The organism is SAR324 cluster bacterium (assembly GCA_015232315.1).
In the GTDB taxonomy this organism is placed as follows: domain Bacteria; phylum SAR324; class SAR324; order SAR324; family NAC60-12; genus JADFZZ01.
In genome coordinates, this window is the sequence record JADFZZ010000001.1 from 110,035 (window position 1) to 131,348 (window position 21,314).

The following is a 21,314-nucleotide window of genomic DNA, read 5'->3' on the forward strand; positions in this document are numbered from 1 at the left end:
TTTTTATGAATGTTCCGATAGAGACGGTTGTGCAATTCATTACGGATATGGCCTCAGGACAACTGGGCAATCGAATGTCTGTGACAGGTACCAGTGAAGAACTGGATGCCATTGCGTTAGGTTTGAACATGCTCGCGGAGGAGCTCCAGGCGACCATGGTTTCCAACGCGAAGTATCTACAGGCTGAAAAGGAGTTAAAAAGAAAAATACTTGAACAGAACAGTCTTTATGAAATCTCAAGACTGGAGAACCAACAGGAAATTTCTCAAGATGAGTATTTTGAAAAGGCCCTGGCTTTGATTCAAAAAATATTGCCCGGGGACATCCATATTTGTGTCATTCTTGAGACAGGCGAGGTTTATAAAACGGCAGGTTTTACAAAAAAGCTGAAGCCTCAGGTCCATGAGTTGAGAATTGGCGGAAAATTTTGGGGACTGATTGAATTTCATGGCACAGATCAACGGATTTTTGATTTGGACTTACTGGCGTTGTGGACCTCTCACTTGTGTGGTTTTCTATACAAAAGGCATAACCACAACAGATTGATGGAAACAGCGGAGCAATTGCGGATCCATCAGGTAGAACTGGAGATGCAGAATGATGAACTGCGCCAGACACAAAAAGAACTGGAAATATCGCATGATCGTTTTGCGAATTTGTTTGATTTCGCGCCAGTGGGATACATGCTGATTGATCCACATGGAATTATCAAACAGGTTAATCAGACGGCCTCCCACATGCTCAACCGGACCAGGCAAAAACTGGTGCAAAAACCATTTTCCCTGTTTTTAAGAGACCATTCCCCTGAAATCTTTTTTCATTTTTTAATGAAAATGTTTCGTGACAATCATGCGGAGTCCTGTGACCTCCGTCTGTATATTTCGGCAACGGATTATCTGGATGTCAGCATCAGTGGTTCTATTTCAGCGAGTGCTGGTGGAGACCGGTTATGCCATATCAATCTTACCGATATCACCAGAATCAAATCCACGGAGAAACAACTTAAAATCAAGGACCATGCGATTCAGTCTTCCAATAACGCGATTGTCCTGACTGATTCATCGGGGCAAATCACGTATTTAAATCCCGCATTCAAACAAATGTGGAAGGTTCCAGATGGTGAACGTGTGGTTGGGCAGAACCTGGTCAATTATTTTGAGACCGAAGAACGCTGTTATGAAATGATCGCCAGCATCTATAAAAATGGCCAGCAATTGAAGGAAATGTCAGCCAAAGGGAAAAATAATAAAATGTTCCCTGTGCAGGTTTCAGGTTCTCTCATCAGAACTGATGTTGAAGATCCTGCGCAAATCATGCTTTCCATGGTCAACCTTACCAACCAGAAACAGTTGGAAAAAGAGTTGCTCCATGCCCAGAAAATGGAATCGTTAGGGCATCTTGCCGGAGGAATTGCCCATGAATTCAATAATATTCTGCATGCGATGATGGGCTTTGCCGAGATGTTGATGGACAACCATCAGGATGAAAAAACCCTCAGGTATGTGAAACATATTCTTGATGGTGGCTCCCGTGCTTCGGATCTGATCAAGCAGATTCTGACGTTCAGTCGTGCGGGAAATGTCAAATATGAACCGCTGACTCTGTCTGAAATTGTCAAGGACTCTGTCAATATGATGAAATCCATCATTCCGGCGACCATTGAAATACAAACCCATTTTTCCTGTACAGATTGCAAGGTCAACGCAAACGCGACACAGATTCACCAGATTTTGATGAATCTGTGTACCAATTCATTCCATGCCATGCCCAAAGGTGGAATACTCACCATCTCACTGGAACGGATTCAGCACAAAACCTTAGGAAAAGAATATGATTTTGAATGGGAACAATCAGATTATGTCCGGTTATCCATTCGTGACACTGGCGAAGGCATCCCTGAACTTATCCAGAAAAATATCTTTGATCCATTTTTTACCACCAAGGAAGTCGGAAGCGGTACAGGCTTAGGCCTGGCTGTGGTGCATGGCATCGCCCAGGCGCATAACGCGCATATCCATCTGAAAAGCAAACCGGGAAAAGGAACAACCATTGAAATTCTGTTTCCCGTTGTTGAAACGGTAGAATCAAATCCGGACATTGCACTTGAGGCACCTCTTCCGGAGAACGCTCCTGTTGAGCAGAATTTTAAAATTGTGATTGTGGAAGATGAATCGGTTCTTTCTAAAATCTATCAAGAATTTTTGACTGAAAAAGGTTATGACGTGTCCCTGTTCAACAACGGGTTGGAGGCCTGGCAATTCATGGGGGAAAATGGAAAATTTGTGGATCTGGTGCTGACGGATTATTCCATGCCTAAGATGTCTGGTGTTGAATTGAGTAAAAACCTGAACGAACTTTGTCCTGATATTCCCGTTGTGTTGATCACCGGCTTTGGTGACATGATCAAACATGATCGGAGCAAATATCCCAACATAAAATCATATTTGCCTAAACCCACGACACTTCAGTCATTGCTGGGCGCCATACAACAAATATTGTCAAACAAAGGAAGTCAGGAAGGAACAGGCACCTGAAAAACAAGCACCCTTCAGCGAAAATGCCGCAAGGTATGGCGTTTCTGCACGATAACGGCTGATTGCAGGGATTGGGTGATATAATCCTTGGCTTGCTGAATACTCTGCTTCAGGGATTTTCCGGTTGCCAGACCGGCCGTTATGGCGGCAGATAACGTGCATCCGGTACCATGCACATCGCTGATCGGTAGAAATGACGCCCGAAAATCAAAGTCCTCAAGGCCATCATAAAAATAATCACAAGATTCTTGATCGACAGGCAGGTGGCCACCTTTCAGCAACACCGCGGTATGAAACCGATCATGGATTTTTTTCGCGGCCCGGCGCACGGATTCATAATCTTTAATTGGCATATCCGCCAGAATTTCCGCTTCACGGGTATTGGGGGTGATCAACCGCGCAATCGGCAGTAAATCCCGCGTCAGGGATTGAATCGCTGCTTGTTCCAGGAGCACAGCTCCGCTCGAAGCAACCATGACCGGGTCCACCACCAGCCATTGTGGACTGAATTGACGCAATGCCCGCACCACCTGTTTAATAATATCAGCGGAAAACAGCATTCCTGTTTTAACCGCAGGCACGGGATGCCAGTCAAACACAGCCTTGATCTGGGCAAATACTATTTCGGGAGGAACTGGAGAGATCGCGATGACTTCACCCGGATTTTGTGCCGTGATGCAAGTGATGGCGGAAGTTCCAAAGACCTGATGGGCGGCAAATGTTTTCAGATCAGCCTGAATGCCGGCTCCGCCACTGCTGTCTGAACCGGCGATGGTCAAGGCAAAAGGAATCATATTATTTCTCTATGACAATATTTCAAAATAACCTGGAACGGAAAAAGAATAACTTACCAAAGTTTTTTTAACACACCGCTCTTGCTCAGGTCTGTAGAGACGTGCGAATCGCGCATCTCTACCCATGCCCGGCAGGAAATGTTTTTGAGAAGTTATTGAAGTTATTTTCTGAGTATTTCTAAGTTAATAAAAAATCCTCGTTCCGATGCTCCTGCGTCGGAATGCTCAATCCGGCGCTTCTGCGCCCGCACCGCAGGAGCAGTGCCATCCTGGTTCCCACTCAGAGCATGGGAACCAGTGTTGTAACCTTAATTTGCCTTGGTCGGGATGTATCGCCGACCCGACATTGTGCGAGATGCCCGTTCCTCAATAACCTGTCCCGGGTGGCCATAAGCTCTGGCCGACGTCGGTTCGATAATAACTGGCCAGACAACGAATTTTCCGGATATTCGCATACGTTTTCTGAATCACCTCCTGCAGATCGGAACCGCACACATTCACATCCGCAATACGGTGCCCCATTTCGGCCACTTTGTGATCTCTCATGTGCAACTGTCCTTTGACCTGTTCCACTTCATTCCACCAGATGTCACAGTCCGGATCCGGTGAACCCGATACTGTCACGGGAATGCTGGGAGCTTGAGGAACCACATAGGGATAACCATAACCAGCAAGACTCAGCGAACATCCAAATGGTTTTTGCGCATTCCAGTGGAATTTGGGGGGCGTTGCCCGCATGATGTCCAACACAACTTCCAGCGAATTTTCAAGCATACTCAGAAACAGTGCCCCGGATGTCACACCAAGCCGGACATTGTATTCAATCGCATGCCATTGTTCCTGATAACGGATTGCCGTGACCTGAAGCGGACCATAAAAATGATTGGCTTTCAGCCAGGGTTGGAGCGGCATGATCAACTCTTTTGCCAGGCCATATTTGTCTTGGGGATCCTGTTCCACCAGTCCTCCCATGGGGGCACCCGCCACGGGTCCCATGTTTTGATTGAAAGCCCGTTTATATTCCTGATTGGTGGCAATGCTGAAAATTTCTCCATCACTCACAAACACAAAATGTCCGGCTTCAGCAGTACCCAGATACTCCTGCAGAAAAACTCCTTCCGCATAATCAATCCGGTCAAGCCATCCCAACGTGTCATCGATGCTTTCACACACAACCGTATGCACTGGACTGAAGGGGGAGCATAACGGATTTTTAATCACATAGGGTTTGGGATCTTTTTTCATCAACGAGAGTGCTTCAATTCTGTTTTGAACCCGATAGGAACTGGGGAACGGAACACCATATTCCCGGCACAAATCCCTGGCAAAGGCACGGTCCACTTCAAGCTGGATGGCTGTTCCTTTCGGACAGAAAACCGGTATGTTCTGTGCCAGCAATTCTTCAGACCAGGCTGAAGTGTGCCAGTCAATGGACATTGGGATGATCAGATCCGGTTTGATCTGTTGAATGACCGGAATCGGCGAAGGGTGTTGACGGGAGTCCCAGACCTGACCTTCCTGCGACGGGCCGTAGTGGCCATAATTTCGGGTAAGATAACAAAAAACCTCAGCTTGTTGCCTCCGCATGATACGCATGATCGACTGGGCAAATGCGCCCACTCCGAGAACCAATATTTTGGGTGCCATAATTTATTCCGTTAGAAAAGGTCGTAATTCCTCATCAGTTGTGATCTGGCGACGGATCAGTTCCAACGCGGTGCTTCGGAATGACTGATAATAAAATCCATCACCTGTGAATAACGCATGTCCTGAAATGCCCTGACGAATTTTTTCCTGCATGGGTGTGTCAATCCTGAGAATTTCATAAATCGGTGTGCGGCCATGATATCCTGAACCATGGCACAGGGAGCAGTTGGTTTCCGTTTCAGGGTGTGTGCACACACGGCGTACCAATCTTTGGGAGATCACCAGTTTGACTGTTTCGGCCAGCAGATCAGCGGACACACCCAGATTGAGCATCCGTTGAATGGTGGTGGCACAATCCACGCTGTGCAGTGTGGATAGCACCAGATGTCCCGTGAGTGCGGCTTTCACAGCGACTTGTGCCGTTTCTTCATCCCGTATTTCTCCAACAAGAATCACATCCGGATCTTGTCTGAGAGACGCTCGTAGCACACTGGCAAAGGAAACATTCGGGTCCTGTTTCACGGATACCTGATTCATCCCGTCAATGTGATATTCCACAGGATCTTCAATGGTGATGATGTTGCGGGTCACCGAATGGATTTCATGCAACATGGCATACAACGTGGTGGTTTTTCCACTTCCGGTAGGCCCAACCACCAGTAGCAAGCCACTGTTCAACTGGCAACCCCGCAACAGCACGCCCAAATCCTCTTTCATGAATCCCAGCGATTCCAGTTGATATTGAACCGGGGTTTGATCCAGAAGGCGCAACACGATTTTTTCACCGGTTTCAGTTGGTAGCGACGAAACTCTGATATCAAAGGTTTTGCCATTGGAGGCATGATAAGAATGGTGTCCATCCTGAGGTTTACGGCGGATGGCAATATCCATTCCAGATCGGATTTTAACATGCGAGAGGACCAGGCTTTGAAGATAAAGGGGAAGTCTTGTCAATTCACGGAGGTGTCCATCAACGCGAACGCGGACTTTTAAGCCCTGATTTGAGGGTTCCAGGTGGATGTCAGAACCGCCCAGTTCCACGGTCTGCTTCAGGATTTTTTGAAATTGTTCCGCGGCTGAAATCTGGTCAGCCTGTTCGGGTGCGTCACTTCCGTTCAACGGACGATTGATTCGAGCTTCAGGGCAAAGAACCCATTCCACAGGTCTTCCCCAGCGGAATCGGGCATAATCCATTTGAAACCAGTCGGAGTGGATCGATAACAAACCGCATGTTTTCTGGTCAATGACCAGAATCATGATGCGGGTTTTCTCAAAGATCTCAAGGGCCAGTGGTTCGGGGATCATATCCGGGAAATCGGACAACAGGGGGAGATGATAGCGCAGGGACAAAGCATTCAGGATGCTCTCTTCAGCAATCCAGCCCTGTTTGGTGAGAAACCGCAGTTTTTCCCAGTCTGACGAAACATTGGCGCCGTTCAAAATTTCCAGAGCGTCCGCATCAATCAGACCTTCTGTGATAAATTCATTCAGGAGGCTCATGAACGGCGGTCAGCAGGTGTGCGATAAACAATCCGGATTTTGTCAGCATGGCGGAGATCCACGGAGAGTATCTGATCTGACAGTTTCTGCTCAGACAGCATTTCCGAAAACTGTTTCAGGCGATCAAGGTGTTGTTCCTGACCAAGATTCACTCTGATGGTTGATTGACGTAGACTGAGTTGGAGATTTAGAGGATCAGAAACATTGATTTCCAGAATCATCGGGATCATTTCCGCAACTTCCCGTTCAATCAGATCCAGCAATTTCATGCCTCGTTCAAGATCCGCAGACCGGATGGTTTTTCCCTGCACAATTCTGCCAAAATTGCCGGTGATGACAGGAACAGGTTCAGGGAGTTTTTTCACCACTTTCAGCGGAACCTGATCCCGGGAGATCCACAACCAGGATTTCCCATTTTTAATGAAGGCGGCCGGGCGATGTTCCCTGATTCGAATGTGGAGTGTGTCAGGATAGGATTTACGAACCCAGGCCGACCGAATTACGGGCTGTTGCTGAAGATTTGATGCCAGAAAATACGGATCCCACTGCATGAGAGACTCCCCGGGGTGGATTCCTGTAGCTTGAACAATCTCATTTTTTGACAGCAACGTTTGGCCTTCAATGCCGATTTTGCGCGCGGGTTGTTCAAAAAATGAATCGCTCTGTGCCAGACTGCCGATCATTGTAAAACACACGAAGCCCAAGGCGGCCATGCCAGTCAGGTATTGAATCACTTTGAGTAAAGTAAGTTTCGAAATATCAGACAAGGCCAGAGATTCACTGAATTTTTGATGCAGGACGCCCTTGTTTTTAATCATGACCATTTTGAGGCGATGTTTTCGGTCTTCACTGATTTTCAGCTTCAATGCCGGTTTACGGGCGACCGGTTTCCCCTGGCGTCTGGTTGAATGATTTTTGAGATCCTGCATACCCACCCCTGGATATATTAATTGGGAATTTCCATGATTTGAACTTCCGGTTCCAGTCTGATTCCATAATTCTGAGACACTGTTTCCTGAATAACACGCATCAGTTTCAGCACATCGTCAGCCGTTGCATGACCAAGATTGACGATAAAGTTACTATGCTTTTCACTGACCTGCGCATCCCCAATCCGATAACCTTTAAGCCCTGCCTGTTCAATCAACTTTGCCGCAGGATTCGATGGTGGATTTTTAAAAACCGATCCACAATTTGGCATATGTTTGGGCTGCTTGTCTTCACGAAACTGTTTGTATTCCTTTATTTTTTGCTGAATGAGATCAGGATTTTCCTGTCTGAGTTGGAATAAACCCCTGACCACAATTTTATTGAGGGAACCATTGATGGATGAATGCCGATAAGAAAAATCGATTTCATCTACAGATTGTTCATGAAGTTCCCCATGAAGATCAAGCCACCCTACTTTTTTCAGCAATTGACAGGTTTCTGTACCATGTGCTCCAGCGTTCATCGCAACCGCTCCACCAATGGTGCCTGGAATACCGGCCAGAAACTCCGCACCGCTCCAACCCAGATGAGCACAGCGTTGGGCAAATGTCACATCGGCCAGTCCTGCTCCTGCCATGACCTGGCAGTTTTCAGGAAAAACTTCCCATGATTTGAATCTCTGCCCCAATCGAATCACGATCCCCGGCCAGCCTGCGTCCGTGACCAGTATGTTAGACCCTTTACCAATCAGAAACCATGGAATGCTGTGATGGTCAATCAGAGTCAGGAGTTGCTTCAAATCATCGATGTTTTCCACTTCAACAAAACAGCGTGCCGGACCCCCGATTTTCAGGGTGTTGTAGCGTCGAAGCGACAGATCCCAATGAATTTTTGAATTCAGGGACAACGTTAACAGTTCAGTGTGCCATGGTTCGGAACTGTGCATGAGGCTCAATCATTTTCACGGGATTGAATCAGATAGGGTTTGAAGAGTTCTTCAATTTTATAGTACTGACGTGTTTCCGGATGAAATACATGCACGATCACAGTATCATAATCCAGCAAGACCCAACTGCCTTCCTGATAACCTTCCGCATCGCCCTGAATCTCCTGATTTTTGAAATGCTTCACGACCCGGTCTGCGATTCCCTTGACGTGAGTTTGAGAAGTTCCTTCCGCGATAATCACATAGTCTGTGATGGTTGAAACCTCACGAACATCAAACAGCATCAATCGTTTACTTTTCGCGTCAGCCAGTTGATCCATGATGGCGTTGGCCAGATCCATTCCAATGATTTTCAATGATTCCTCCACACAGGGGTTAAGAGTGTTGTTCCTGTTTCTGACGAAATGCGTCAGCACAGGTTTTTCCGCAAAAATATTGTTGCTCACCATTAATTTTTGCAACATAAGCTGTATTGGTATCAATAAAAACGCCGCATTCAGGATCCATCACCGTGTTGGTAATACCTCCATCTTTGGCGGTTTTAGGCGATTTCGTCATGTCCTGAAACAAGCCGGCCGAAAATTTTTTGTAAAGCTTAAAAGCGGCATAACCCAGCATGCCCAGAATCAGTAAGCGGATGATCATCAGCATTGTATCCTTACATAATGTTTGCCCTGCCAGCTTTGATTTTGCCGCATGGTATCTTCAATAAATTGGGTGGGTCTCATTTTTTCACGGGTCCAGTCAGGAGCAACTAGCTCATCCCAGCGGGACGCAACGGCTGCCAGACGATGCACCGCGATTTCGGGTGAAAGATGTTCCAGAAACAGTGACACCTTGCGTGCGTATTCCTCAAGGTCGACAGGGGTGAAAAGTCCTTTGTTGAATAGTGTTTCAAGGGGTGTGTTTTTAAGCACATGCAGATTGTGGAGTTTCACGCCTGTAATTCCCATCGCCGATAATTGGTGTGCCGTTTGAACCAGTTGTTGGTCTGTCTCTCCGGGGAGTCCAAACATCAAATGCGCGCAAATATCCTGCAATCCCGCGTCTCTCAACTTATTGATCGCACTGATAGAGCATTCTCTGTCATGGCCACGGGAGAGAAATGCTAATTGCTCATTATCGAGAGTTTGAATTCCTAATTCTACTGAAATAAAATGTGTTTTTGAAATTGTTTCAAACAGTTTTACAATTCGGGAAGGCAGACAGTCCGGACGGGTTCCGATCACAAGTCCAACCACATCCGTTTCCTGCATTGCGGCATGAAACAGCGTTTCCATTTCCCTGATTTTTCCAAAAGTATTGGTATAGGACTGAAAATAAATCAGGAATTTTTCAGCACGGTATCGTGTCCGAATGGCTTCCCGGTTGATTCGGATTTGTTCGCTCAAGGATTGCTGGGCTATGGTGTGATAAGCGGCAGAACCCCATTCGTCACAAAAAATACAAACCTGCTGGTTTTCACGGTTCGGGCAGGTTTGCGCAACAGAGACACTGACTTTAAACACTTTCTGCTTAAAAATCCTCCGATAATGCTGACTCAACGGAAGATAGGGTTTGTCATAATCAAAACCGTGGCCGGATCTTTGTGGCGCGGCATTTGTGTTATTCAAGCATATCTCTGGTAATCGTCCAGTTGACCAACAAATCTTTCTTCTGGTCGACCTTGAGCGGTTTGCTGTTCAATAATACGTCGACATGTTTGGTATTGCTGATGTTCAGCAGGTAATTTTCAGAAGCACTCCATTCCATCGCTTCGCCGGGTTGCAGCAGAATTTCATGCGGTTTTTCATTATCCGCAGTAACTGTAAGCCAAGTCAGTTCACGTGCGGATATTTTTAGTCGTAAATAATCCATAGATTCAGGTACGGGTGCCTGTACGGGTGCCGTTTCCACAGGTTTGACGGTAGCTACAGGCTCTGGCGTTTTTGCGGGTTCCTGAATTGCAGGTTCGGGCACTGGTTCCGGCGCTACTTCTGGTGCTGATGCCGTTTCCGGTTCGGGTTCCATCATGACTTCAACTTCCTCAACTTCTTCAGCGAGCTGTGGGTCACTGTCCTGTTTGCTGAAGGTGGCAAAGCCAAGATATGCTACGGCCACAATCACCAGAATGATACCACCCAGAATAAAAGGCTGCATCGAGACTTTACCACTGTCCCCCACTGATTTGATCGGATCCATGTGATGCAGTTGTTCATCGCCCTGCAAGGCGGGAACAGATTGAATCATTTCCTGGATTTCCTGATCGTTCATGCCTACCTGTCGGGCATAGGACCTGATAAAACCTCTCACAAACACAGGCCCTGGTTCTTCACGCAGAATTCCTGCTTCAATATCTTCCAGCATCCGGAAATTGATACGGGTGATGTCAGAAATATACCCGAGAGAAAATCCTTTATGCTCTCGTTTTTCTTTAAGCGTTTGTCCAATGGATTCGATGATTTTAAGGCTGTCTTGATTGTCCATGTCAGTGCATCAGATGGATTTTGAAAAATTTCCGGATTTTATAAAAATTCTGTTTGACGTTTTCGTTTTCTGAGGAAGTATTTCTACTAATCAACCTATTAAGCTGTTTCGGTTTACGCAAGAGAAAACTTTGAAAATGACAGAACTTTCCGGAACCAGAACGATCGGTGTTGTTTTGTTTGTATGGAATACCCTCAAAGATATTTGCCGATAATGATACTGAGATTTTTCTGAATTTCTTCAGGGATTTTATCCCGCTGGGTCACAATGGAATACTGCAGGGCATTTTCCTGACTGCAAGGGAAATCAGGTGTCAGGAGTTCCAGTGTTCGAGCCACAATTTTTCTGGAAGTTTCGATATTGGCATGCATGACTTTCAGAATTTGCTCAATCGTGACTTCTTCCGCGGATTGATGCCAGCAGTCATAATCCGTTGCCAGCGCGATGGAGACAAACGCCATTTCAGCTTCCCGGGCCAGTTTTGCTTCCTGCGCATTGGTCATGCCGATCACCGAAGCACCCCAGGAGCGGTAGATGGTGGATTCTGCACGGGATGAAAAAGAAGGGCCTTCAATACAGACATAGGTACCACCCTTATGAAAGGTTGCTCCCACATCATTGGCGGCTTTGATCATCACGTCTGTGAGTTTTGAACAGACAGGATCGCCAAACTGGGTGTGTGCCGCAATGCCATTGCCAAAAAAGGTGGATCGACGCTGTTTGGTCAGGTCTATGAACTGATCAGGAAAAACGATATGTCCCGGCTCAATTTCCTCTTTAAGACTTCCCACCGCACTGACAGAAATCAAATGGGTCACGCCAAGTTTTTTCAAGCCCCAGATGTTGGCCAGAAAAGGAATCTCTGTTGGTAAAAGGCGGTGTCCCCGTCCGTGACGTGGTAAAAAAACCACAGGGATGTCATGCAGTTCTCCACACACAAAAATATCAGAGGGTTCGCCAAAGGGCGTGGAAATGCGAATTTCTTCAACATTTTTCAGACCAGCCATGTCATAAAGCCCACTGCCGCCAATAATTCCTACTTTCATAGATCACTCCTTGAAATTTATGATTCTAGTTACGCAACAACTGTCAGTTCCAGACGTTCAGTTGTCAATTTATTCTAAATGAATGAAATCAATATACTTTGTAAAGATAACTTGGGTTGCCCCTATTTTCGGCTACAAATTGTAGGGGTGAACCTGTGTGTTCGCCCTGATCCCGGGCAGACATACAGGTCTGCCCCTTACGAATCAGGAAAATTCAACTGATACCCCAAACGTTCTACAAACTCGGGAAATCGCATAGTACTGTTTTTATAACGTGTTTGATATAAAAGATGAATTGCCGCACTCACAATGCCCGGTGGATACTGACGGATTGTGAAACCGGAGGCCTCTGCGCCCAGAGCTGATTCTACCAGATCACGAAACTCCACAGGTTCCGGACTTTGTTGGAGCATTCTGCCAAGTTCGACGCAAAGCTGGTCATATTCAGAATCACTGATCACTGATTCGCTGAGTTGGTAGTAGAGAAACGAATGGACCAGAAACTGTCTGATTTTCTGCTTCAGGATGTCATGTTGAGTCTTGAACAAGGGAAGGTCATTCATGTCCACATTCCCTCAAATACTGATCTGATCATAACAATATTTCAGCCAACTGAAGAAAAATACATTTCGGTTTCCCCTCCAGCGATTGACTGGATGATGGATATCGAAATTGGCAGGTTCTGGAACGTTATGCATTTGCGCATCCCGTAAGGCCTCTTGAACCAGACGCCTGGCATTGTATTCCGGATGTCCGATGTGCATGATGCTTCGGTGATCCGGTGTTTCAAAAATGACATATCCACATTCCTGACTGTGGGCCAGCAGGTTCAGACGCCCGTCATTGCGTGCCTGCTCCAGAATCCGGTCATCAATGCCCGCATGACGACTTTGGGGGCACCAGAACAGATCATCCATTTCGCCCACGACAGGATGAGATGGTTTTGAAATATTGTGGAGTTCAAACACTCCGAATAATTTTTTCTGATAGTTGAATTTGTCAATCCCCTGAAGTTTAGCCAAGGCAAGCCCGCCCCAGCAAATTCCCATGACACTCGTGCAATTTTTTACAGCATGTATCAGGATTCCGCTGATTTCTTCCCAGTATTTCACCTTCTCAAATTCAATGTGCTCGACGGGTGCTCCTGTAACAATCATCCCATCCAGCGGTTCTTCCACGACAGCATCCTCATAAGTAATATAAAGTTCGTTGATGTGTTCCTGATTGGAACTTTGATAGTTATGAGATGCCAGTTTGATCCAGACAGGATCCACCTGCAGGATAGAAAGTCCGAGCGGATGAAGAATATTGAATTCATAATCCTGACACTGCGGCATAATATTCAAAATACCGATTCGGAGCGGACGGATATCCTGACGGGATGCGTCCTGGGGGGAGATGCATTTGATCCGGTTGGTTTCCAGCAACTCCCGGGCATGGTATAAATCAGGGATTATAACTGTCATAAAACAGGTCTGAAAGGTTCAATAAATCAGAATGTTTGTCAGATTGCCGAAGTGTGGCTGATGTCGCAAGATATTTTCAGTCAGGCATTGCTCCCTGCTGTTTCTGCGGTATTGTCCGGAGCACCCGGGTCTCTGCTTCACCATCTGAAAGTTTGAGGGTCACTAGCTCATCTGGCAAAAGTTTACTGACCGAACGAACAGGCTTGTTTTTCTTGTCGAGAATGATGCTGTATCCACGTCCCAATGTGGCCAGCGGGCTAAGTGAATCCAACAGTTGGACCTGTTGATGAAACTGGTCCTGTGCTTTTGTCAGATGAGCTTCAAGTGCCTTGATCAAACGGATTTCCTGCTGTTTCAGCATTTGTTGCTGATTGTGTAATTCTTTGGAGGGACTCAACAGTTTCAATTTCTGTGACGCGGTCTGCCATTTCCTGAACCGAAGCAGTCTCTGGCTCATGAATGAACTGCTTAAACGTGAGGACAGATCATCGACTCGTTGCAGATACTGAACAATCAGAGTTTCCGGATTGCTGAGGATTCGGGTTGTTAAATCCAGACGTTGTTTCAGCTCCTCCATGCGTCGGGACATCACCCGTTCAAATCTGAGAGAATAATCTTCCAGCAGCAATTCAAGTTCTCTCCGTACTGGCACGGCAAGTTCCATCGCCGCTGAAGGTGTGGGAGCCCGTAAATCACTGACAAAATCCGCAATGGTGAAATCGGTTTCATGTCCTACAGCGGAAATCACCGGGATTTTTGAGGAAAAAATTGTTCTTGCCAGACCTTCATGGTTGAACGCCCACAAATCTTCCATGGAACCACCGCCCCTGCCAATAATGATCACATCCACAGACTGAGGGCTGATTTCATTGAAGTAACGCAAGCCTTCCATCAGTTCTGCCGGAGCCGGTGTTCCCTGCACTGCCGCGGGAAATAAAATGACATGCACTCCCGGGAATCGGCGGTTGAGCACGTTGAGCATGTCATGGATGACAGAGCCTGTGGGAGACGTGATGATGCCTATTCGTTTAGGGAAAAACGGAATTTTCTGTTTATGCTCGGGTAAAAACAGACCTTCTTCAGTCAGTTTTTTTTTCAATTGTTCAAAGGCCAGTTGCAGAGCTCCAATGCCTTTCGGTTCCATCGAGGTGATGGTCAGTTGATACTCACCTCTGGGGGGATACACGCTCAGCGACCCTTTCACAATCACTTCCAGGCCATCTTCTACCCTGAATTTAAGGCGCTGTGCCGACTGACGGAACATCACTCCCCTGATCTGGGCCTGGGCGTCCTTGATTACAAAATATAAATGTCCCTGGGCGGATTGTTTGAAATTGGACAGTTCCCCCTGAAGACTCACTGCACCCAGTCCTGTTTCCAGAAGTGCTTTGATACGTCGGGTTAGTTCTGTGACAGTCCAGATGGATGTTTTGTCTTCGTTTCCTGAGTCGGTGTTCTGATAACTGTTGGGCGTTTCAGCCGTCAGGATGGCAGGAACTTCAATTTCAAAAGGAACAGCCATTTGCGCTTATTTTGTGGAGATTTGTTTCAGTAATTCAGTTTTCATCACTTCTTCAGGCGCTTTCTGTCCTGTCCAGAATTCAAAGGCTTCACATCCCTGGAATAACAGCATTCCGAGTCCATTCATCGCTGGAATTCCCAGTTGTCGGGCCTGTTCCAAAAATTTTGTTTCAGGGGGATTGTAGATAATATCCACTACATTCCGGATGGTTGAGAAACGTTTCAGATCAACAGGGGCTATCGGTTCTTTCATGCCGGCAGACGTGGTGTTGATCAGAAGGTCCAGTTCCTGCGGGTAGAGTGCTTCCAGAGAAACGGCTTCCAGGGGGATGTGTGGGAAAAGAGGCTGGAATTCCGCAACAAGCGCTTCAGCTCTGGCATGAGTCCGATTGTTTAACAGCAGATGCTTTGCACCGTTTTTAGCGAGGGTTGCCAAAATAGCTCTGGCAGATCCTCCAGCCCCAAGGATTCCAATGGTTTTTTGAGCAGGATCAAAGGAAATTTTCTGTAGAGATCGAACAAATCCGGGCCCATCGGTGTTGGTCCCTGTCAAACATCCATTGTGATGGATCACCGTATTCACAGCACCAATGCTTTGAGCCAGTGGTGTGATGTCGTCCAGAAATGGTATGATGGCTGTTTTGTAGGGCACTGTGACGTTGATTCCGGCAATGTTGAGCGCTTTCAGTCCTTTGACGGCTGATTCCAGTAGTTCTGGCAAAACGGGAAAAGCAACATAAATGGCATTAAGATTCAGTGCTGAAAAAGCACCATTGTGCATGGCAGGGGAAAATGTGTGCTGGACAGGATTCCCGATAATGCCATAGAGTCGGGTGTTTCCATTGAGGGAACCGGGCATACTACTCCAGTTCGTTGAACTTGTTATTGATGAGTTCAACAATGGCCTCAACAGCGGCATCTTCATCGGCGCCTTCCGCGGTGATGGTCAGGGAGGTTCCCTTGGTTGCGGCCAGCATCAGAAGTTCCATGATGGTCTTTGCGTTGGCTTTTTGAGTGCCTTTGATCAAAGAGATGCCAGACTTGAACTGGTTAGCCAGTTTAAGGAGCTGGGCGGCGGCCCGGGCGTGTAAACCCAGGCGATTTATGATCGTGACATGCTCTGTTCTCATGATCGTTTCCTTGGCGAAACAATGAGTCTTGCACGAAGGCAAGACTCAGGAGGACTACAGACCAGCTTGAGTTCTGAGGGAATCCGCCTTGTCAGTGCGTTCCCATGTGAACTCCGGCAATTCCCGGCCAAAATGACCGTAAGCCGCGGTTTTCTGATAAATGGGTCGCAACAGATCCAGTGTTTTGATAATGCCAGCGGGGCGTAAATCAAAAGTATCCTGAATCAGTTTTGCGATTTTTCCTTCATCAATTTTTGAAGTACCAAACGTGTTGACTGAGACAGAAACAGGTTCAGCCACACCAATCGCATAGGCCAGTTGAACTTCACAGCGCTCCGCAAGACCCGCCGCGACAACATTCTTGGCAACATAACGAGCGGCATAAGCGGCTGAGCGGTCAACTTTGGAAGGATCTTTTCCAGAAAAAGCACCTCCACCATGACGTCCCATTCCACCATAAGTATCAACAATAATTTTTCGTCCGGTCAGTCCCGCATCACCCTGTGGACCACCGACAACAAAACGTCCAGTTGGATTGATGTGAAATTTGGGTTTGACCAGAAATTGGGAAGGAATGACGGATCGGATGATCTTTTCGCTCACATCTTTGCTGATTTGTTCCTGTGACACATCTGGAGAATGCTGGGTGCTGATGACCACAGCGGTGACTTCCACAGGCAATCCATCGACATATTTGACGGTGACCTGGGATTTTCCATCAGGTCGCAGGTAAGGCAGGGTTCCATCTTTGCGGAGTTGAGAAAGTCTCAGCGCAAGTTTGTGAGCCATTGAAATTGGCAGAGGCATGAGTTCAGGGGTTTCGTTGCAGGCGTACCCGAACATCAAGCCCTGATCGCCGGCACCCTGTTCCTTTTGTTCGCCTTCATTGACACCTTGGGCAATATCAGGGGACTGCTTGCCAAGACTGACGAGCACACCACAGCTAAAACTGTCAAAACCCATTTCTGAACTGGTATATCCGATGTCCTTGATGGTGGAACGGACAATTTCCTGAATGTCTACCTGGGCTCTGGTGGTGACTTCACCCGCAACCACAGTGAGCCCTGTCGTGACGAGTGTCTCACAGGCTACACGACTTTTCGGGTCCTGCTTCAACATCGCATCCAGCACACCATCTGATATTTGATCACAGATTTTATCGGGATGCCCTTCAGTCACACTTTCGGAAGTAAACAACATTTCTGCCATAACAATTGCTCCTTAAAATAATTAGGAAAAGACCGGCTTTGAAGATAGTTTCAAATAAATTCCACTACTGGAACAGCCAATTTCAAGCGAATGTTCCTATCAAATGCAGTGTAAGGCACAAGTTAATAATACGGGCATATTGTTCAGGTTTACAGATGCTCAGACAGCTTGTTATAATCCCTGTTGTGAGCGAACCTTGTGGCCTCCGGAAATCCCGGAAACCGGAATGATTACGCCTCAAACCGGAACAATTCTTCGAGACTTTGAGCGGTCAGAATACGCTCTGCCAGCGTTTCCAGTTGGGCGAAAGACAACGTACTCAGTTGAGTCAGGTAGATTGCTGGAATTTCACGGAATTTGATCCGCAATTGTTTTTCTACCGTTCTGCGAAGTCCTTTCTCAATGCCTTTCTCAATGCCTTTCTCAATGCCTTTCTCAATGCCTTTCTCAATGCCTTTCTCAATGCCTTCGGCTCTTCCTCTTTCAAATCCTTCATCAATCCATTGCTGGGCCATGGTGGGCATAACGACCTCCTCTAATAATTCCGGGTTCGGGAGTTTGTGAAATTCTTCAATGAATGAATCCTTCTCCAGATTCGGAGAGGCTTTGAACAGATAATACAACAACGTTTCCAGATATTCCAGTCCGGTTTTGCTACGGGAATAGTCCCACAACATGGGAAACAGCGTGCCGAATAGAAACCGTGGCAAATCATGGTCATCAATGTGTTTCATCATCAGCATCGCGGTTTTGACCAGCACATCGCCCCGGATGGCTTCATCCGGAATGTGGGACAGATCCAGCAGGGCGTAGTGGAATTGCGGAACATAGGCTTTGAGCGCGGGGTGAACCTGAAAATACTCATGAAAACTCAAGGGCGTATTCCAGCCAGCGTGTCCCTGATACACGACCATCGGAAACACGGGCGGAAGAGGACTGTCCGGCTTCTGTTTGCGGAAGTTTTTCCAGCAACCGACCATGTACTCCAGAATCCGGAACGGCATGTCGGCATCGGGTTGGCGTTGATGTTCCAGATGCAACAGAATCCAGCCGGTTTGATCTTCCGCCAGAGTCACCTCATACAAAATATCAGTCCGGCGGTTTTTAAGGGTTTTGTCCACGAATTCCCCAGACACCAGTTTCAAGGTGCTCCAATCCATCAGGGCCGCCACTTCGGCGGGCAGATTGTGGCGGAAAAATTCCTGCGCGAAATTCAGACTGCTGAACTGCGTGAGGAAAAAATCATTGTGGGGATTGCCCTGTTTTTTGGCCATAACGCAAGATTCTTACATGGTGGGTGAACGCTGGACGAGATCATAATAAGGCCGGACTTGTAACCCGCCTATTCCTGAGAGTAAAGCGGGATTTGCGGGCAGGGCTGTTAAGTTCTCATGAGATGGACTGGATTCCAGTCTGCGCGGGAACGACAGCAAAGTGTCAGCTACTTTTGAAAGGTGCCGGATTTTTCCTGATTTTTTAAACCGCCCTGACGGGCGGTGCTCCGATCTCAACAACCCGTTTCCCTCACTAACATCAAACCGTGCCATTCAACAACCCGTGGAACAAATAACCAAAGCGCCAAAGCACCGACTCACCCGCCTCCACGAACGCACCGGACATAGGAGGTATCGTACTTATTGACGCTGACCACGCTGCCGTCGAGGAAGCTCACGTCCCACGCGTAGCTCGAATGGCCGGCGGACGACGTCGAAGACCAATAGTTCGAGGACTTCATATTAGGGAAACTCGTCGCCGGTTTAAACCGTTTTCGGTCAAGCAGAAATTCCAGTTCTTTCACCGCGGGTAAACGCCAGTCTTCATAGCCGCCCAGACGCAGACCCTCACAATAACTCACAGCGGCATTCCAGGTTTTCTCTCCCCCATCCGCCTTCTGCCACTCCAGCCCGGTTTGACGGTCAACAACGGTCTGGCCCCGCTCCAAATAATCAAAGCGCCGAAGCACCGATTCACCGCCTCCACGAACGCACCGGACATAGTAGGTAACGGACTTACTGCTGCTGTTCAAGTTGCCGTAGCTGAAGTACACGGTCCATGCTCTGCCCGAATCGTAGGCGGGCGACGACGAAGACCAATAGAACGAAGACTTCATATTAGGGAAACTCGTCGCCGGGTTGTATTTCCCGTAATCCACAAGGGTCAGCAGTTCTTCAGGCGTCGGCAAGCGCCAGTCCGTCTGACCGCTCGCGGAAAGGCTGTCGCAATAACTCACGGCATCGTTCCAGGTTAGTGCGCCGCCATCGTCTGTCTGCCACACCAGACCTCCAGCCATCTTGAGTCCTTCCTCCATCCTGATTTCGATTTCCAGACTTTGTTGATCTTTGACCGTGAGAGTTTGCGTGCCTTCCTTGTCCGCGGAACGGACGGTGATTTCATGAGACCCGGCGGACAGTTTCAGCACAGCGGGGGCTTCTCCCATGTCCTGCCCATCCACAAGGATTCTGGTTCCATCTTCAAAGGGGGTGGCCGTGATCGTTACGGTGCCTTCCAGTTTCCGGAGGGTGGCTGTCGTTCCGCGGATCGTTTGTTGTTGTCCGCGGGCGACATTGAGTTTGAATTCCAGCGAGGCATAACCCGTTTTTTCCAGAAGCAGGCGGTACTCTCCCGGTTCCAGTTTCAGGGTCGCCGGGCTGGTTTCTGTCAGAAGCGGGGATTCTTCTCCTCCCCTGTTCACGGGGGAGGCCGGGTGGGGGTAAACCTTGATCGCGGCTCCGGCAGGAAGGCTTTCCACCAGGGTTTCGCCGAAATTGGGTTCCAGTTTCAGCTTCAAGGGCAGGGTTCCGCCATCCCTGATTTCAACACTCTGGTTTTCAAGCGGCAGATACAGGGGTTTTCTGAGGCTCATCAGGTAGGTTCCGGACAGGACATGGTCGTTGCTGTAAGGGGTTTCTCCCACTTTCTCATCCGCCAGATAAACTTCGGCTCCCGGGGGATCGCTGGTGATTTGCAGACTGCCGAAGCGGGGGATCAGTTTGAGGTTGGTGAATTTGTTGGTGCCGCCACTGAGAGGCAGTTCCAGGGTTTTGTCATGGTAGTCCGGTTTTTTCAGTGTGACCCGCAAGGTTTGACCCGCTTGCAGTCCGGTTTTCTGATACGGGGTTTTGCCCGCTTTGGCGTTGCCCAGAAACACTTCCGCCGCTGACGGAATACTGGTGATGACCAGGATCGCCATGGAAGAAGCGGTGTTTCCACTCACCTGAGGGGTGATCAACTCCACTCCGCTCACCCCTGCGCTGACGGGTCCCACGCTCACAAACGCCGCTCTGCCGCTTCCTGTTTTCTTTCCCGCCAGCAAAGCCGCCAGTTCTTCCAGACGCGGATTGATCGTGTCCGGATTTCCATCGTGCTCCACAAACTCGGTGGTACTGCTACCTTTTTCAATATCATGCAGGGTGGCTGAAAACTGGTATTTTTTCTCTCCCAGTTTCAGGCGCTGGGTCGCGACGACATGCGTCATCTTGTTTTCCTTGCCGACCTCGATGGCGCATTTATCCAGGGTGCATCCCACTTCCTTCAGAGACTCGATCTTCTTCTGGTCGGTATCCGCCGTGCTGGAGAGCTTAAACCCCTGATTGCTCAGCGCGGAACGGAACACCCGGCTATAAGCGGTTTTCTGAGCTGGTGTCCATTCTGTGGAATCAATATCAAACACCCCCATCAGCATGGTTTGCTGGGTATCGGTTTCATACTCCGCTTTCATCTGTATGATGATTTTTTTATCCAGGCCCTGGAGTACTCTGGTCTGGAGGACAATCATTTTGCCCTTGGGTTCATACGCCACATCCAGCCACAGCACATTGTACGAAGTCCCGGCGATTCCCGCGTCACGAGCGTCCATGAGCCTGGCGTTGCGAAACTGGTTACGCAGAGCGATGAACAGTTCTCCTGAAATATCGCCTGCCTTGCTGTCCTCTTTTTTGGTCAGGTAGTGATACACATTCACCACCAGATCTTCCTTGGTATCGGTTTTGAGTTTGGTAGTAAGCTGACGAGCGAGTTCCTCCGAGGCCTCTTTCATGGTGTTGGCGTGAACTGGCAACGTGATGAACAGCAGCAGAAGCAGGGAAAGTAGAGGTTTCATGGAGGGTTTCCGGTTCGAGGTTAACG

At 48.0% G+C, this 21,314-nt stretch carries 19 protein-coding genes; 1 reads left to right on the plus strand and 18 read right to left on the minus strand.

Annotation, left to right across the window (positions count from 1 at the left end; all coding sequences use genetic code 11):
- Positions 1–5: 5 nt before the first annotated feature.
- Positions 6–2,534: a response regulator gene (locus tag HQM11_00455; protein MBF0349467.1), complete on the plus strand. Its 2,529-nt coding sequence runs from the start codon at positions 6–8 to the stop codon at positions 2,532–2,534.
- A 14-nt stretch (positions 2,535–2,548) separates the two neighbouring features.
- On the opposite strand, the gene thiD is transcribed toward HQM11_00455, so the two are convergent.
- The 18 genes from thiD to HQM11_00545 all read right to left on the minus strand — a co-directional run bounded on the left by thiD (position 2,549) and on the right by HQM11_00545 (position 21,288).
- Positions 2,549–3,328, minus strand: a complete 780-nt coding sequence (gene thiD, locus HQM11_00460; protein MBF0349468.1) for a bifunctional hydroxymethylpyrimidine kinase/phosphomethylpyrimidine kinase — start codon at positions 3,326–3,328, stop codon at positions 2,549–2,551.
- A gap of 366 nt (positions 3,329–3,694) precedes the next feature.
- Positions 3,695–4,975 (minus strand): phosphoribosylamine--glycine ligase, encoded by a 1,281-nt coding sequence (locus tag HQM11_00465; GenBank protein ID MBF0349469.1) that lies wholly within the window; start codon positions 4,973–4,975, stop codon positions 3,695–3,697.
- Between the two features lie 3 nt (positions 4,976–4,978).
- Complete coding sequence (tadA, locus tag HQM11_00470) at positions 4,979–6,475, minus strand: Flp pilus assembly complex ATPase component TadA (GenBank protein MBF0349470.1); 1,497 nt, start codon at positions 6,473–6,475, stop codon at positions 4,979–4,981.
- Complete coding sequence (locus HQM11_00475; GenBank protein ID MBF0349471.1) at positions 6,472–7,404, minus strand: FtsQ-type POTRA domain-containing protein; 933 nt, start codon at positions 7,402–7,404, stop codon at positions 6,472–6,474. The genes tadA and HQM11_00475 overlap by 4 nt, the downstream gene beginning before the upstream one ends.
- A gap of 17 nt (positions 7,405–7,421) precedes the next feature.
- Positions 7,422–8,351 (minus strand): UDP-N-acetylmuramate dehydrogenase, encoded by a 930-nt coding sequence (gene murB, locus HQM11_00480; GenBank protein MBF0349472.1) that lies wholly within the window; start codon positions 8,349–8,351, stop codon positions 7,422–7,424.
- Positions 8,352–8,356: 5 nt separating this feature from the next.
- Complete coding sequence (gene rsfS / locus HQM11_00485) at positions 8,357–8,707, minus strand: ribosome silencing factor (protein MBF0349473.1); 351 nt, start codon at positions 8,705–8,707, stop codon at positions 8,357–8,359.
- A gap of 19 nt (positions 8,708–8,726) precedes the next feature.
- The gene (locus HQM11_00490) at positions 8,727–9,002 is read right to left on the minus strand and encodes a hypothetical protein (protein MBF0349474.1); all 276 of its coding nucleotides are present in this window, start codon (positions 9,000–9,002) and stop codon (positions 8,727–8,729) included.
- Positions 8,996–9,964, minus strand: a complete 969-nt coding sequence (locus HQM11_00495; protein MBF0349475.1) for a TIGR01212 family radical SAM protein — start codon at positions 9,962–9,964, stop codon at positions 8,996–8,998. Before HQM11_00495 ends, HQM11_00490 begins: the two co-directional genes overlap by 7 nt.
- Entirely contained in the window at positions 9,957–10,817 is an 861-nt protein-coding gene (locus HQM11_00500; GenBank protein MBF0349476.1) for a DUF4115 domain-containing protein, read from the minus strand. Before HQM11_00500 ends, HQM11_00495 begins: the two co-directional genes overlap by 8 nt.
- Before the next feature lie 194 nt (positions 10,818–11,011).
- A complete protein-coding gene (gene mtnP, locus HQM11_00505; GenBank protein MBF0349477.1) occupies positions 11,012–11,863 on the minus strand; it encodes an S-methyl-5'-thioadenosine phosphorylase in 852 nt (283 codons plus the stop codon).
- 197 nt (positions 11,864–12,060) lie between these two features.
- Positions 12,061–12,426 (minus strand): hypothetical protein, encoded by a 366-nt coding sequence (locus HQM11_00510; GenBank protein ID MBF0349478.1) that lies wholly within the window; start codon positions 12,424–12,426, stop codon positions 12,061–12,063.
- 12 nt (positions 12,427–12,438) lie between these two features.
- A complete protein-coding gene (locus HQM11_00515) occupies positions 12,439–13,329 on the minus strand; it encodes a homoserine O-succinyltransferase (GenBank protein ID MBF0349479.1) in 891 nt (296 codons plus the stop codon).
- A gap of 76 nt (positions 13,330–13,405) precedes the next feature.
- Positions 13,406–14,851 carry an exodeoxyribonuclease VII large subunit gene (locus tag HQM11_00520; protein MBF0349480.1) on the minus strand — a complete coding sequence of 482 codons (1,446 nt, stop codon included), beginning with the start codon at positions 14,849–14,851 and terminating at the stop codon, positions 13,406–13,408.
- Between the two features lie 6 nt (positions 14,852–14,857).
- Positions 14,858–15,709: a shikimate dehydrogenase gene (gene aroE / locus HQM11_00525; protein MBF0349481.1), complete on the minus strand. Its 852-nt coding sequence runs from the start codon at positions 15,707–15,709 to the stop codon at positions 14,858–14,860.
- A 1-nt stretch (position 15,710) separates the two neighbouring features.
- Entirely contained in the window at positions 15,711–15,980 is a 270-nt protein-coding gene (locus HQM11_00530) for an HPr family phosphocarrier protein (protein ID MBF0349482.1), read from the minus strand.
- Between the two features lie 54 nt (positions 15,981–16,034).
- Positions 16,035–17,195: a methionine adenosyltransferase gene (locus HQM11_00535; protein ID MBF0349483.1), complete on the minus strand. Its 1,161-nt coding sequence runs from the start codon at positions 17,193–17,195 to the stop codon at positions 16,035–16,037.
- Positions 17,196–17,419: 224 nt separating this feature from the next.
- Complete coding sequence (locus HQM11_00540) at positions 17,420–18,463, minus strand: Rpn family recombination-promoting nuclease/putative transposase (protein ID MBF0349484.1); 1,044 nt, start codon at positions 18,461–18,463, stop codon at positions 17,420–17,422.
- Between the two features lie 317 nt (positions 18,464–18,780).
- Positions 18,781–21,288: a DUF1566 domain-containing protein gene (locus HQM11_00545; GenBank protein ID MBF0349485.1), complete on the minus strand. Its 2,508-nt coding sequence runs from the start codon at positions 21,286–21,288 to the stop codon at positions 18,781–18,783.
- Positions 21,289–21,314 lie beyond the last annotated feature (26 nt).

Excerpts from the sequence above, each read along its gene's own strand:
- tadA (MBF0349470.1), bottom strand. The coding sequence starts at position 6,475 with ATGAGCCTCCTGAATGAATTTATCACAGAAGGTCTGATTGATGCGGAC.
- HQM11_00520 (MBF0349480.1), bottom strand. The coding sequence starts at position 14,851 with ATGGCTGTTCCTTTTGAAATTGAAGTTCCTGCCATCCTGACGGCTGAA.
- HQM11_00490 (MBF0349474.1), bottom strand. The coding sequence starts at position 9,002 with ATGCTGATGATCATCCGCTTACTGATTCTGGGCATGCTGGGTTATGCC.
- HQM11_00475 (MBF0349471.1), bottom strand. The coding sequence starts at position 7,404 with ATGCAGGATCTCAAAAATCATTCAACCAGACGCCAGGGGAAACCGGTC.
- HQM11_00540 (MBF0349484.1), bottom strand. The coding sequence starts at position 18,463 with ATGGCCAAAAAACAGGGCAATCCCCACAATGATTTTTTCCTCACGCAG.
- aroE (MBF0349481.1), bottom strand. The coding sequence starts at position 15,709 with ATGCCCGGTTCCCTCAATGGAAACACCCGACTCTATGGCATTATCGGG.
- HQM11_00510 (MBF0349478.1), bottom strand. The coding sequence starts at position 12,426 with ATGAATGACCTTCCCTTGTTCAAGACTCAACATGACATCCTGAAGCAG.
- HQM11_00465 (MBF0349469.1), bottom strand. The coding sequence starts at position 4,975 with ATGGCACCCAAAATATTGGTTCTCGGAGTGGGCGCATTTGCCCAGTCG.
- murB (MBF0349472.1), bottom strand. The coding sequence starts at position 8,351 with ATGCACAGTTCCGAACCATGGCACACTGAACTGTTAACGTTGTCCCTG.
- HQM11_00500 (MBF0349476.1), bottom strand. The coding sequence starts at position 10,817 with ATGGACAATCAAGACAGCCTTAAAATCATCGAATCCATTGGACAAACG.
- HQM11_00545 (MBF0349485.1), bottom strand. The coding sequence starts at position 21,288 with ATGAAACCTCTACTTTCCCTGCTTCTGCTGCTGTTCATCACGTTGCCA.
- mtnP (MBF0349477.1), bottom strand. The coding sequence starts at position 11,863 with ATGAAAGTAGGAATTATTGGCGGCAGTGGGCTTTATGACATGGCTGGT.
- HQM11_00530 (MBF0349482.1), bottom strand. The coding sequence starts at position 15,980 with ATGAGAACAGAGCATGTCACGATCATAAATCGCCTGGGTTTACACGCC.
- HQM11_00455 (MBF0349467.1), top strand. The coding sequence starts at position 6 with ATGAATGTTCCGATAGAGACGGTTGTGCAATTCATTACGGATATGGCC.
- HQM11_00515 (MBF0349479.1), bottom strand. The coding sequence starts at position 13,329 with ATGACAGTTATAATCCCTGATTTATACCATGCCCGGGAGTTGCTGGAA.
- thiD (MBF0349468.1), bottom strand. The coding sequence starts at position 3,328 with ATGATTCCTTTTGCCTTGACCATCGCCGGTTCAGACAGCAGTGGCGGA.